This window comes from Paenibacillus sp. FSL M8-0212 (assembly GCF_038004645.1).
Taxonomy (GTDB): domain Bacteria; phylum Bacillota; class Bacilli; order Paenibacillales; family Paenibacillaceae; genus Paenibacillus.
Map to the genome: position 1 here is coordinate 271,461 of NZ_JBBORP010000001.1, position 13,487 is coordinate 284,947.

At 50.6% G+C, this 13,487-nt stretch carries 7 protein-coding genes and 1 pseudogene; all 8 read right to left on the minus strand.

The window, feature by feature from the left end; translation table 11 throughout:
- Positions 1-65: 65 nt before the first annotated feature.
- The gene (locus MKX68_RS01210) at positions 66-542 is read right to left on the minus strand and encodes a hypothetical protein (protein WP_340908493.1); all 477 of its coding nucleotides are present in this window, start codon (positions 540-542) and stop codon (positions 66-68) included.
- Between the two features lie 143 nt (positions 543-685).
- Complete coding sequence (locus MKX68_RS01215) at positions 686-2,116, minus strand: NAD(P)-binding domain-containing protein (protein ID WP_340908495.1); 1,431 nt, start codon at positions 2,114-2,116, stop codon at positions 686-688.
- Between the two features lie 325 nt (positions 2,117-2,441).
- On the minus strand, positions 2,442-2,681 hold the full coding sequence (locus MKX68_RS01220; protein WP_340908497.1) for a DUF896 domain-containing protein: 240 nt from the start codon (positions 2,679-2,681) through the stop codon (positions 2,442-2,444).
- A 111-nt stretch (positions 2,682-2,792) separates the two neighbouring features.
- Positions 2,793-9,797 (minus strand): beta strand repeat-containing protein, encoded by a 7,005-nt coding sequence (locus tag MKX68_RS01225; RefSeq protein WP_340908500.1) that lies wholly within the window; start codon positions 9,795-9,797, stop codon positions 2,793-2,795.
- 334 nt (positions 9,798-10,131) lie between these two features.
- Positions 10,132-10,791, minus strand: a pseudogene (locus MKX68_RS01230) (NAD-dependent epimerase/dehydratase family protein); the annotation flags it as partial.
- 83 nt (positions 10,792-10,874) lie between these two features.
- The gene (locus tag MKX68_RS01235; RefSeq protein WP_340908503.1) at positions 10,875-11,396 is read right to left on the minus strand and encodes a TetR/AcrR family transcriptional regulator; all 522 of its coding nucleotides are present in this window, start codon (positions 11,394-11,396) and stop codon (positions 10,875-10,877) included.
- Positions 11,397-11,631: 235 nt separating this feature from the next.
- Positions 11,632-12,444: a hypothetical protein gene (locus MKX68_RS01240; RefSeq protein ID WP_340908505.1), complete on the minus strand. Its 813-nt coding sequence runs from the start codon at positions 12,442-12,444 to the stop codon at positions 11,632-11,634.
- On the minus strand, positions 12,441-13,424 hold the full coding sequence (locus tag MKX68_RS01245; RefSeq protein WP_340908506.1) for an ABC transporter substrate-binding protein: 984 nt from the start codon (positions 13,422-13,424) through the stop codon (positions 12,441-12,443). Before MKX68_RS01245 ends, MKX68_RS01240 begins: the two co-directional genes overlap by 4 nt.
- Between the last annotated feature and the right edge of the window lie 63 nt (positions 13,425-13,487).

Consider the following 13,487-nt stretch of genomic DNA (forward strand, 5'->3'; position numbering starts at 1 on the left):
TGCAGCCTCCAGCGCTTGATGCGCGGCGTTGCAGGATTTTGCTTTTCATGGGAATCTCATGACGTTTATGACTCTACAAGCATTACATCCGGTTTGGGTTTAAGCCATTTGCCATCCTCATTAATAAACGCCCCCTTGAAGCGGCCCATCTCCAATTGTTCAATCAGCCTCTCCTCATCCATGACCAGAATCTCAGCGAGCTGCCCAGAGGTATAATAATGAGCGGGATTGTAATCGAGCAGCACAGGAACAGACGTATCATATAGTTCTTTGATCAGATTCTCAAAGGAATGCCGACCCAGGTTCTCCATGTCTCTATAAAACTGCAAATGTTGGGACACCATATTACGGAAAGATTTATTCTCCAGATGCATCCACAACGTATTGCAGGCCTGAACACTCATATGATTTTGTTCCACATCGTAAAATTGAACTTCTTCAATCTTCATGTATTTCTCTTGAAATGCAACGATCTTAATCAAAGGTACATTTCGTTTACGCGACGCTTTCTTCAAATGGGCTCTAAATTGTTCATAGTTCATTTCATTCATCTATTATCCCTGCCTTTAACATGTTCCAACCGACATTTTACAACAAATTAAAGGCAAGTGTAACCTTCATCATATGAAAAACAAAAAAACGTGCAGCATCAGATGCCACACGTTCACAATATTATAGAGTGCGGTTACTCAGCGAGGGCACCACTTTTCACCCACGTAGCCGTAAATTCCTGTTCTCCATACGCATAGAATTGTTGCAAAATAACCTCCCGATCATCGAGGAACAATTGATCCGCTATGGCAGTGACCAGTTTGGGCACCGCACTCTTGGTCCCAGATATGGCCGATGCCGACAGACCGCAGCTGGCAAGTGCAGAGTAGTTAAATACAAACAGTCCGTGCAACGGTTTCTCACCCTGTTCACTTCTGCTGGTCATTGCAAACCCCGAACTCAGATACGGATGTGCATCCAGCAATGCATTGCGATGCTCTGGCGGTGCCTGATAACAGTCCTCCCAGCGCGCGATGTATGGCTCTACAAGCTTCAGTTCAGGACGGAGTGCCGGATCACTAAGCAGACCTGTGCTAATAATTAGAAAATCAAACGTAAATGCTCCCTTTGCCGTGTGCACAATCGCGCCTTGGTCCGTCGCTTCTACACTGAGCCAAGGCGAGTTCAAATGCAGTTCGAATCCAGCCCAGGCTGCCGCACGATTAAACGTATCGTTGGTTGGCGGTTGATTGAATTTGAAGAAATGAGAGATCACTTCATATTTATCAGCAACCGGAAGAGCGTGGTATCGCTCGATCATACCGGATTGTTCCATCTGACGAATAGGATTAACACTAGGCAGCTGTTCCCGCCGTACAAATACATGAGCTTCCGCCACACCAGTGGCAAGCGCATAACTGGCATTATCAAAAGCCGAAGCGCCGCCGCCAAGCACTGCAACCCGTTTACCTTTTAATTGATCAAAATCAATCGCTTCCGACGTATGGGCATACCGATCCCGAGGTAATCTATCCGCAATCATGGAAGGTACATGCCACTCTCCGCCCCCTTGTATTCCCGTAGCAAACACTACTTTACGAGCAAGTATCACATCCATCTGAGCTCCTGCCTTATTCACATGAAGTCGATGTATACCGTCCTCTATTGGCTCAACCAGTGTCAATTTCACCTCATTAAGCACAGGCAGATTCAGCACTTTCCGATACCAGCGTAAATAATTCATCCAGTCCCCACGCGGGATTTTATCTACCTCTTCCCAACCTTCGGGCCCAACCTGTGCTTCCCACCATGAGCGAAAGGTTAACGAGGGGATACCCAGATCGATGGAAGTCAGATGCTTGGGTGTACGCAGAGTAACCATACGCGCATAAGTCTCCCAAGGTCCTTCCAGCCCTGATGTATTCTCGTCAATGACGACAATATTGGAGATCCGTTCACGAAGAAGTCCAAATGCTGCCCCTAATCCACTTTGTCCCCCGCCCACAATGACGACATCATAGACATGACCATCCGCATGTTCTCTTGGACGTACCCAGTTCGCGCCACCAATTGACAAATAAGCTAGATCATTTTTCACACGTTCATTCAAAGCTTCCAGGCTCATGATTCATCAACCCTTTCGAGATACATATATGAACTATTCTTTCTTTGATTATTTGATGGAAGTTTGTTGTCAGTTATATTGAGAATAATGTACTTTTTCTTTGTATTTCTGAAATATATTAGCGTTATTATATGAGTTATTGGGGATGTTTTGAAGTTCGCGGTAGCTTTATTGTCATCAACACTAAAAATAACTGACATGCTTGTTAATTCGCACGAAATCCTAACTGGATTATTGATGCAGTTCCTGCTGAACGGATGATTTGCAGAAAATAAAAAAAAGACAGACCAAGATGTAACCTTGGTCTGTCTTCAAAAAGGGAATGCTATTGGCCGGTTTGTTCACGGCGCTGCAATTTTTCATTGGTTAATTTCTCAGGGGTCACATCATGACCCAGTGGGTCTACAACGGATACTGCCAGCATGGTAGTCAGCACCTGACCTCGAATAGCCTGCAAATATTGTTTTCTAAGCTCCTGCTGCTCGTTTTTTTCTGCTTTTGTCAAACCAACGCTGCTGCGTTGTTTTCGACTTAATTCGTTAATGCGTCCCAAAATAGGAATCATGAAATCCACCTCACTTGTTAGTCCACTTTCCAAAAGATATTTCGAATATCTTCAAACTAACTTATTACAACTTTACGAATTTGTCCATAGGCGCAATTCGTTAAGAATTTTTCAGGTGATCTCATGCACAGACCACACAATGCCATTTGTAGCACCACTGCCCAGGTTCAATGTAATCGTCAGCCCGTTTGCGGCATAGAACAGTCCAATCACATCTCCAGCATTCAATGCCACTTCCACCGCCAAAGTAACTGTACCGCTTCCCAGCACTGCCCGCAGTGTCAGTAGTGTAACGGCTATATTCAGTACGGGCAATAAACCACTAACCAGTGTTGTAACCGTAGGTGATGTCCTCTGGACAAGAAAAGCAGGGTTCACTCCAGCACCCAGTGATAAGGCGATCGCTGCGGTCGTTGCATAATTGATTGTGGCCACAATCGAATATCGTCCAGTTACCGGGACGGTATAGTTTCCTGTGGTTGCATTGAAGTTGGCATTACCGTAATAAGGAGCCGTGGTCGTCCAGTTGGTTAACTGAGTGCTGGTTGCTGTCGAAAGTGTAGCCAGGAATGCCGAGAACCCTTGTGTTGCAAAATTGGGGCCGGTTGGTCCAGTGGCTCCGGTCAAGCCCGTGGCTCCGGTTGCACCTGTTGTTCCTGTGATTCCTGTTGCTCCAGTAGTTCCAGTAGCTCCGGTAGCCCCAGTGACCCCAGTTGCACCTGTAGTTCCTGTTGTCCCAGTTACACCAGTTAGTCCTGTAGCTCCCGATATTCCTGTTTCTCCAGTTGCTCCAGTCGCGCCAGTTATACCTGTAACTCCTGCTGAACCAGTACTTCCGGTGGCTCCTGTTACACCCGTTGTGCCTGTGGCTCCTGATACACCTGTGAGCCCTGTAGCCCCAGCTGCTCCGGTCGCGCCAGTAATACCCGTAACTCCTGCTGAACCAGTACTTCCGGTGGCTCCTGTTACACCCGTTGTGCCTGTGGCTCCTGATACACCTGTAAGCCCTGTAGCCCCAGCTGCTCCGGTCGCGCCAGTAATACCCGTGGTTCCTGTTGCTCCAGTCGTACCTGTTGTACCCGTAACACCAGTTACGCCAGTTGTGCCGGTTATGCCAGTGGCACCAGTCGCGCCGGTTACGCCAGTAACTCCCGTAGTTCCCGTTGCTCCAGTAGCACCAGTGGGTCCCGTCACACCAGTCGTACCTGTGCCCCCTGTTACACCCGTCTCTCCAGTTTGGCCAGTTATGCCGGTGGCGCCTGTAATTCCAGTAGCCCCAGTCACACCCGTAATGCCAGTTACCCCGGTCGTGCCGGTTATTCCTGTTTCACCAGTAATACCCGTTGGACCGGTTGCCCCAGTAATTCCAGTAGCACCAGTCGTACCTGTAACTCCGGTTATGCCAGTCGCACCAGTGGCTCCGGTTGGTCCTGTTGTACCCGTAACGCCAGTTGTGCCAGTTATGCCAGTGGCACCAGTCGCGCCGGTTACACCAGTAACTCCCGTCGTTCCTGTTGCTCCAGTAGCCCCGGTGGGTCCCGTCACACCAGTCGTACCTGTGACCCCTGTTACACCCGTCTCTCCAGTTTGGCCAGTTATGCCGGTGGCGCCTGTAATTCCAGTAGCTCCAGTCACACCCGTAATGCCAGTTACCCCGGTCGTGCCGGTTATTCCTGTTTCACCAGTAATACCCGTTGGACCGGTTGCCCCAGTAATTCCAGTGGCACCAGTCGCACCTGTAATCCCGGTTAGACCCGTCTCCCCAGTTAATCCAGTAAGTCCAGTTACTCCCGTAACTCCAGTAACTCCGGTTGATCCTGTCACACCAGTTTGGCCAGTAATTCCAGTAGCACCAGTCGGCCCGGTTACGCCAGTTATTCCTGTGGAACCCGTACTCCCCGTTGCTCCTGTAACTCCAGTCGTACCTGTGACTCCGGTTATGCCAGTCGCACCAGTGGCTCCGGTTGGTCCTGTTGTACCCGTAACGCCAGTTGTGCCAGTTATGCCAGTGGCACCAGTCGCGCCGGTTACACCAGTAACTCCCGTCGTTCCTGTTGCTCCAGTAGCCCCGGTGGGTCCCGTCACACCAGTCGTACCTGTGACCCCTGTTACACCCGTCTCTCCAGTTTGGCCAGTTATGCCGGTGGCGCCTGTAATTCCAGTAGCTCCAGTCACACCCGTAATGCCAGTTACCCCGGTCGTGCCGGTTATTCCTGTTTCACCAGTAATACCCGTTGGACCGGTTGCCCCAGTAATTCCAGTGGCACCAGTCGCACCTGTAATCCCGGTTAGACCCGTCTCCCCAGTTAATCCAGTAAGTCCAGTTACTCCCGTAACTCCAGTAACTCCGGTTGATCCTGTCACACCAGTTTGGCCAGTAATTCCAGTAGCACCAGTCGGCCCGGTTACGCCAGTTATTCCTGTGGAACCCGTACTCCCCGTTGCTCCTGTAACTCCAGTCGTACCTGTGACTCCGGTTATGCCAGTCGCACCAGTGGCTCCGGTTGGTCCTGTTGTACCCGTAACGCCAGTTGTGCCAGTTATGCCAGTGGCACCAGTCGCGCCGGTTACACCAGTAACTCCCGTCGTTCCTGTTGCTCCAGTAGCCCCGGTGGGTCCCGTCACACCAGTCGTACCTGTGACCCCTGTTACACCCGTCTCTCCAGTTTGGCCAGTTATGCCGGTGGCGCCTGTAATTCCAGTAGCTCCAGTCACACCCGTAATGCCAGTTACCCCGGTCGTGCCGGTTATTCCTGTTTCACCAGTAATACCCGTTGGACCGGTTGCCCCAGTAATTCCAGTGGCACCAGTCGCACCTGTAATCCCGGTTAGACCCGTCTCCCCAGTTAATCCAGTAAGTCCAGTTACTCCCGTAACTCCAGTAACTCCGGTTGATCCTGTCACACCAGTTTGGCCAGTAATTCCAGTAGCACCAGTCGGCCCGGTTACGCCAGTTATTCCTGTGGAACCCGTACTCCCCGTTGCTCCTGTAACTCCAGTCGTACCTGTGACTCCGGTTATGCCAGTCGCACCAGTGGCTCCAGTTAATCCCGTAACACCAGTTGGACCAGTAATTCCTGTTAGACCTGTGATTCCAGTTGGGCCCGTTACACCAGTAGCTCCCGTAATACCCGTACTTCCCGTTGCTCCAGTCGTACCGGTCACCCCTGTTGGACCTGTAGCTCCAGTAGTTCCGGTTGCACCAGTAATTCCTGTGGCTCCTGTTACACCAGTAACTCCCGTGATACCCGTTGCACCAATCGTACCGGTTGATCCTGTTTCACCGGTGATCCCGGTTATGCCACTAACTCCGGTTGCACCTGTAACACCAGTTGTTCCCGTCGCACCCGTACTTCCAGTTATACCTGTTAATCCTGTCTCTCCTGTTGGGCCAGTCAAACCGGTAGATCCCGTTGCACCTGTAGCCCCGGTGGCACCAGTGACTCCTGTTAGCCCAGTTGCACCAGTTGTTCCGGTTGCGCCGGTTACTCCCGCGGCACCTGTACTTCCTGTTTCTCCAGTTGCACCGGTCGGTCCCGTCACACCAGTCGTACCTGTGACCCCTGTTGGACCTGTAGCTCCAGTAATTCCGGTTGCACCAGTAATTCCTGTGGCTCCTGTGCTCCCAGTTAGACCCGTCTCTCCAGTGACGCCTGTTGCTCCGGTCGCACCAATTGTGCCCGTAACACCAGTTAAGCCAGTCGTGCCGGTTGGCCCTGTTTCTCCGGTGACCCCGGTTATGCCCGTAGCTCCGGTAATACCAGTAATTCCTGTTGGGCCCGTACTTCCAGTTATACCTGTTAGTCCTATCTCTCCTGTTGGACCAGTCGAACCGGTAGAGCCTGTTACACCTGTGACTCCAGTTAGACCCGTCTCTCCAGTTACACCGGTTGCTCCAGTTACTCCCGTAATACCAGTTGTTCCCGTTATGCCAGTTAAACCAGTCGTGCCTGTTGGTCCTGTTTCACCAGTTGGGCCAATCGAACCGGTAGGGCCCGTTACACCTGTGTTCCCTGTTAGACCGGTCTCCCCAGTAACACCAGTGGCCCCGGTCGCTCCCGTCAGTCCTGTGAACCCTGTTTCTCCAGTCGTTCCGGTTACGCCAGTCACTCCCGAGATACCTGTAATTCCGGTTGCTCCTGTCGCCCCAGTCGGTCCCGTCGCGCCTGTGAATCCTGTTGGACCCGTTTCCCCAGTGACACCAGTCAGTCCCGTAGCTCCGGTCACGCCTGTGATGCCCGTGGTTCCAGTAATTCCAGTTTCTCCAGTTGCACCGTTCAGTCCCGTCACACCAGTCGGACCTGTGACCCCGGTTAACCCCGTCTCTCCTGTAGGGCCAGTCGAACCGGTAGGGCCCGTTACACCTGTGGCCCCAGTGACTCCTGTTAGACCCGACTCTCCAGTGACACCTGTTGCTCCGGTTACTCCCGTAATACCAGTTGTGCCCGTCATGCCACTAGTGCCAGTAGTTCCGGTCACACCAGTAATTCCCGTTACGCCAGTTAAACCAGTCGTACCTGTTGGGCCCGTTACACCAGTCGTACCTGTGCCCCCTGTTGAACCTGTATCTCCAGTAGTTCCGATTGAGCCGGTTGCTCCAGTAGGTCCTGTGAACCCTGTTTCTCCAGTTACACCTGTCGTTCCGGTGTTTCCTGTAGCCCCCGTAGTTCCGGTTCCGGTAACTCCAGTATTTCCTGTTGCTCCGGTCACACCAATTGTACCCGTAACGCCAGTTAAGCCAGTCGTGCCGGTTGGTCCTGTTTCTCCGGTGACCCCCGTTATGCCCGTAGCTCCGGTATTACCAGTAGAACCAGAGAGTCCTGTCGCGCCTGTTACACCAGCAATTCCTGTTGGGCCACTAACTCCGGTTGCACCTGTAACACCAGTTGTTCCCGTCGCACCCGTACTTCCAGTAGCTCCAGTTATACCTGTTAGTCCTGTCTCTCCTGTTGGGCCAGTCGAACCGGTTGAGCCCGTTACACCTGTTGCCCCAGTTAGACCCGTTTCCCCGGTGACACCTGTGACTCCTGTTAGCCCCGTCTCTCCAGTCGCACCTGTTGGGCCAGTTACACCAGCTGTACCCGTGGTTCCTGTGATCCCAGTCGCACCAGTGGCTCCGGTCACGCCTGTGATACCCGTGTTTCCGGTAATACCAGTTGCACCTATACCTCCTGTTAGACCCGCCTCTCCAGTGACACCAGTGACCCCGGTCGCTCCCGTAATTCCCGTCGTTCCGGTTACGCCAGTCACTCCCGAGATACCTGTAATTCCGGTTGCTCCAGTCGCCCCAGTCGGTCCCGTCGGTCCCGTCGCTCCTGTCGTGCCTGTGAATCCTGTTAGTCCCGTTTCCCCAGTGACACCAGTCAGTCCGGTAGCTCCGGTCACGCCTGTGATACCCGTGGTTCCAGTAAAGCCAGTTAGTCCAGTTGTACCTGTAATCCCTGTGGCTCCGGTCTCACCGGTGATTCCGGTTACCCCTGTTTCTCCAGTTACACCTGTCGTACCCGTGTTTCCTGTAGCACCCGTAATTCCGGTAGCTCCGGTAATTCCTGTTGTGCCACTAACTCCGGTTGCACCAGTAATCCCCGTTTCTCCAGTTGCGCCAGTTGATCCCGTCACACCTGACGTTCCTGTGACCCCTGTTTGACCTGTATCTCCAGTAGTTCCAGTTGCTCCAGTAATTCCTGTGGCTCCTGTTACACCAGTATTGCCGGTTATGCCTGTAACTCCGGTAGTACCGGTCGTACCGGTTATGCCAGTAACGCCGGTTGTACCTGTACTTCCCGTTGCCCCTATCGCCCCAGTAGATCCTGTAGCACCTGTAACTCCGGTGGTACCCGTTTCTCCAGTAGCCCCGGTGGGTCCTGACACACCAGTCGTACCAGTGACACCAGTTGCTCCGATCGCACCTGTAGTGCCTGTAAATCCAGTAATACCTGTTGCACCGGTTACTCCAGTCGTTCCTGTTGTGCCCGCAATTCCAGTAACGCCAGTTAATCCGGTTGTACCTGTTGGTCCTGTTTCACCAGTGACACCACTTATACCAGTGGCCCCAGTGAGTCCTGTCACACCAGTCGTACCTGTTATTCCAGTACTTCCTGTAGTTCCGGTTGTTCCAGAAGTACCAGTGCTTCCTGTAACTCCAGTCTCACCCGTAATACCTGTTAGACCCATCTCTCCAGTGACGCCAGTCGCTCCGGTCGCACCAGTACTTCCTGTCGTTCCTGTGTTGCCTGTTTCTCCAGTAGTACCAGTTGCGCCAGTTAGTCCAGTCGTACCTACTGTACCCGTAACGCCAGTAACTCCCGTAGACCCGATCCCCCCAGTGGGGCCTGTCGTACCAGTAAGTCCCGTTTCCCCAGTGGCACCAGTTGCGCCGATCGCACCTGTTATCCCTGTCGTGCCGGTTATGCCAGTATTTCCAGTTGGACCCGTACTTCCCGTTGCTCCTATTTCCCCAGTAAATCCTGTAGCGCCTGTAACTCCGGTGATACCTGTCTCACCAGTAGTTCCAGTCAAACCTGTCTCACCGGTTGAGCCGGTCGTACCTGTAATCCCAGTTTCTCCTGTAGTCCCTGTCGGTCCCGTTACACCAGTCGAACCGGTAATTCCCGTCACTCCAGTCACGCCCGTGATCCCTGTGAATCCAGTAATACCGGTTACTCCAGTCGGTCCTGTTGAGCCCGTTGCTCCAGTGAATCCGGTATCCCCAGCTAATCCAGCAACTCCAGTTGGACCTGTAAAGCCGGTTGTACCAGTATTTCCTGTGGCACCGGTCACGCCTGTAACACCAAATCCGGTAATTCCAGTTGCGCCGGTAGTTCCTGTGACTCCAGTTGATCCAGTACCAATCGCACCTGTAGCTCCTGTAGATCCAGTTGCTCCCGCCTCACCCGTTGGACCGGTCGGACCTGTAAATCCTGTATTTCCAGTTACGCCTGTGATACCCATCAGTCCGGTAGCTCCTGTTGCACCTGTGACTCCAGTTATTCCGGTACTTCCCGTGGTTCCAGTTACTCCGGTCCGTCCTGTTAAATAGGTTGCTCCCCATATGCCGGGATACCCAGGATCTCCGGTTAACCCAGTCGCACCTGTTGCTCCAGTGAATCCTCTCATTCCCCGATAACCCCGTGGGCCGCGAAGGAAAGGAATCCTGTGGCTTTTCTTTTTTTTGCATTTACGTCTGCTTTTCTTACAAGACTTACTCTTCTTCTTTGGGATAGAGTGCTTTTTTAATTTTTTGGCTTTCCTTTTACCTGTACTGATTGAGGAAATTTTGCGTTTCCTTTTGGACATACCGCTCACAAGAAAATCCCCCCCCTTGTACACCACGTCAATCTCCGCATTTTACAATAGTACACTCTATGCCCGGGACTAGCTTTGTGCGCCCCCTATTCAATATACCTATGAAACCTTCAAAGGTAGTTAGTGATCAATCAATTACTATTATCTAAAAAATATATTCCCCTAAACTCTCCCTGCAACTCAACTCCTTAATCGTCAAAGCAATTCCTTCTTCAAAAGATGTTGCCACAACCGGGCCAATCCGTTCCTCATACTTCTGTCTACTCAAGATCAGGGGTTCCTCGGTCAGATATAACATTTCTACAATTTCTTTCATAACGGGTACACCTAGTCCAATCACCGACAATCCTACTTTTCCTAACGCCATCACAGGTTTGCTTCTTCCCGCAGCCTTCTGTGCCAATCGCACGATGTCATGACCCGAGATGATCCCCGATCCAGGAATGTTCCAGTTCTGTCCATACGTCGTCTCTCTGCTTGCCAGCTCCACTACCATGACTGCAGCATCCGGTAAATAGATGTACTCTCTCGGCACCTTCATATTTCCGATAAAAAAAGCCATCTTACCTTTCGCTATCGCTTCAAGGGTCGAACCCAGATAAGAGGCCTGATTAGCCGTTGGGCCATAATAATCTGGCAAGCGAACGATCATCACCTGAGCTCTGCTCCATCTTGTGCTGAATAACATTTGTTCATATGCAAGTCGTGTCTTGCCTTTGCGGGTATGCGGCTGCTTTGGATGTTCTTCTGTTACCTCGTTCATTTGTCTTCTGCCATAGGGGTAGATTCCATCTATTACCACCACTATTTTCATCGTAGATCGACCTCTCTTAACCATTTAGTGATTGATCAATAACTAAAATTCAAGAAGGGACTTTACCTCCCTCTCTATCGTTCCTTCAGCTCCGGCATATCGAGCGCATTAGATACATTACACAACATCCCGATTGCCAGAAAAATCATGGTTCTTTTCAGCGGTTTAGCAATTCCTGCAACGGTGAAAGCTTCCAGTACCATACTTCGTACATCACTAATGCCTTTTTGCATCGCCTGACGAATGACTTCTTCCCGGATCGTTTGCGCCTGCATCTGAAGCAATATTTCGCTCTTGTGCGATTCCAGAATCTTATCATAGGCTTCAATTAGATCATTTTCCAACTGATCTGGCGTCGCCGTCTCCACCACAATTCGAAACGAATCAATCACCCGTGTCCATGAGACCTCAATTGCAGTTAATAATAAAGCTTCCTTTGTTTTGAAAAAACGAAATATATACGGCTGTGAGATCTTTGCCCGTTCAGCCACCTGGGCTGTAGTCGCACGATAATAGCCAATTTCCGCGAAGACGTCAATTGCTGCAGAGATAATATCATTTCGCCGGTTAACCGACGCTGCTTTATCCTTTGCCATGATAATCCGCCCTCCAATAGTTAGTAATTAATTGATCAATAGCTTGAAGTATAACGAATACGATACCTCAATGCAAAGGTATTGTGACCCTGTGCAAAGCCAACAAACCCGCAGACGCTGGCTCAAGCCGCTGCAGGTTGTGTAACTTGTCGATCATAGATTCTATCCACTGGAAACCGAAGAGAACATGGATTGTCTGAAACAGATTCAAACCGTGCGGTACAAAAGTGTCTGTTCACTGCTGGAGAAGTTTGCGCAATCGGGATTCCGAATCCAGCTTCGGACAACTATTACAATATGCATGTGCGTGACTTCCGCTCCCAACCTGATATGCCAAACAACAATATCGGCGTATCAGGAACGGCGGTCCCTGCCACCCGGAATGTTCGAAGCACTGCTGCTCATTGGCAAATGTACATGCATTATCATTTTGCCGATCAAGCCATATGCTTTGATCTTCCTTAATCTGTGCAAGCCGTTGATCCGTCTTCCAAATGCTCTGATCATTGATCATACGTGCATACAATTGTTGCACATTATGGGCAACCAGAGACCACATGACCTTATCGCTCGCGCCTGTAGCAACGGCTACCGCTCGCAGGACAGGTTCCAGATGTAGCAACACTCTCTTTTTGAGCAAGCCGCTCTCTGACCTGCGCTGAACAGGATCTTCCCCCTCCAGAAAGGTGCTCTCCAGCGAAGTCTCATATCGCATGCCACCTGCTCCATTCAATTCAAACCACACATCATCGTCCGCAATGCTAAGTGTAGTGTCGTATAGACTAAATGCTGAGATGACAGACATAACGAACACTGAATAACGCTTAGCAAAAAGTGTACCAACGGCCACACTTCCTTTGCCACCCAGTTGAAGCCCTTGCTGCACAGCCTGTTCATGCAATATCGAGTTTCGTTTCTCATCATTCAGCAGATCCTTCACGCGGAAAGGATACTTGGAATCATCGCAGTCCACCCGGATCGTCGTCACAAAAAATTGCTGTAACGCTTCCGACATCTCTGAATAATCATGTCTTGGATAACGTCTCATCTATTAATCATGTCTTCAACTTCGTTGATAATCTCGCTTCGCCCAATTGCTCCCCAGCCCTTAAACAACCAGAAGGAATCTGTCGTATAGACCTGATCTGCACCAACAGCCGGTACTCCCTTCCAGAGTGAGCTTGCATTGATGTTGTTTAAATACTCATCGGCATTCGGGTCAATCTCCAGAACTACGAAATTGGCATCAATATCCGCGATTTTCTCCATGGACAGGTCCTCACGTTGTTCAGCAGGTGTCACAGCAGTGGGCACAAATCCAAGATCATGATACAAAAGTGTGTTGGTTGGATGTCCTTTTGCCGCGTATATTTGCAAGGTCTTCTCTCTTACACGCAGATAAGCCAACTTTTTTTGATCCAGTTGTTCGATCTTCGCTTTTAGTTGCTTCGCCTGCTGTTCTACCTCGGCTATCTTTTCTTTTGCCAGATCCACTTTGTTGTACATCCCGGCAATAGTCAACAGATCCTGTGTCCAATATGTTGAATCATCAACAAAATCCAGCCATTCAGTACCCAGTACAATCGTCGGAGCGATTTTCTCCAACTGATCATACGTACTCTCCGCAGTTCGACTCTCAATAACGATGACATCCGGATCAATCTGAAGGATAGCCTCCAGGTTAGGACTGTCTGCAGACCCTACCGTTGGAATGCCGGCAAGCTGATCTGCAAAGTAAGGCAAATAATCTCCTCCGTAACGAACTTCTACATTAACGCCTGCTGGTTTCTCACCAATCGTCAACATGTGATCGATGTAAGCAGCAGATAATACCACCATACGCTCTATTTTTTGCGGTACAACCGTTGTTCCTTTAAGATGTTTGATCGTTTGCGTACCACTCTCTTCCACAGGTGTATCCTGTTGCGGAGGCGTTGCTTCTGTTACTTCTGATGCCTTGCTACATGCCGTCAGAACGAGCACAAGCAGGGCCAACAGTATCATCGTTGTTGCTCTCTGTCTTACCATTTGTAGTAAATCCCCTCTACTATTTAATAATAATAATCATTATCACTATAGTAGGGAAAAGCA

What these genes read in the sequence shown, in the direction of transcription:
- MKX68_RS01220 (WP_340908497.1), bottom strand. Translation starts at nt 2,681, where the DNA reads ATGATTCCTATTTTGGGACGCATTAACGAATTAAGTCGAAAACAACGC.
- MKX68_RS01225 (WP_340908500.1), bottom strand. Translation starts at nt 9,797, where the DNA reads ATGAGAGGATTCACTGGAGCAACAGGTGCGACTGGGTTAACCGGAGAT.
- MKX68_RS01215 (WP_340908495.1), bottom strand. Translation starts at nt 2,116, where the DNA reads ATGAGCCTGGAAGCTTTGAATGAACGTGTGAAAAATGATCTAGCTTAT.
- MKX68_RS01235 (WP_340908503.1), bottom strand. Translation starts at nt 11,396, where the DNA reads ATGGCAAAGGATAAAGCAGCGTCGGTTAACCGGCGAAATGATATTATC.
- MKX68_RS01245 (WP_340908506.1), bottom strand. Translation starts at nt 13,424, where the DNA reads ATGGTAAGACAGAGAGCAACAACGATGATACTGTTGGCCCTGCTTGTG.
- MKX68_RS01210 (WP_340908493.1), bottom strand. Translation starts at nt 542, where the DNA reads ATGAACTATGAACAATTTAGAGCCCATTTGAAGAAAGCGTCGCGTAAA.
- MKX68_RS01240 (WP_340908505.1), bottom strand. Translation starts at nt 12,444, where the DNA reads ATGAGACGTTATCCAAGACATGATTATTCAGAGATGTCGGAAGCGTTA.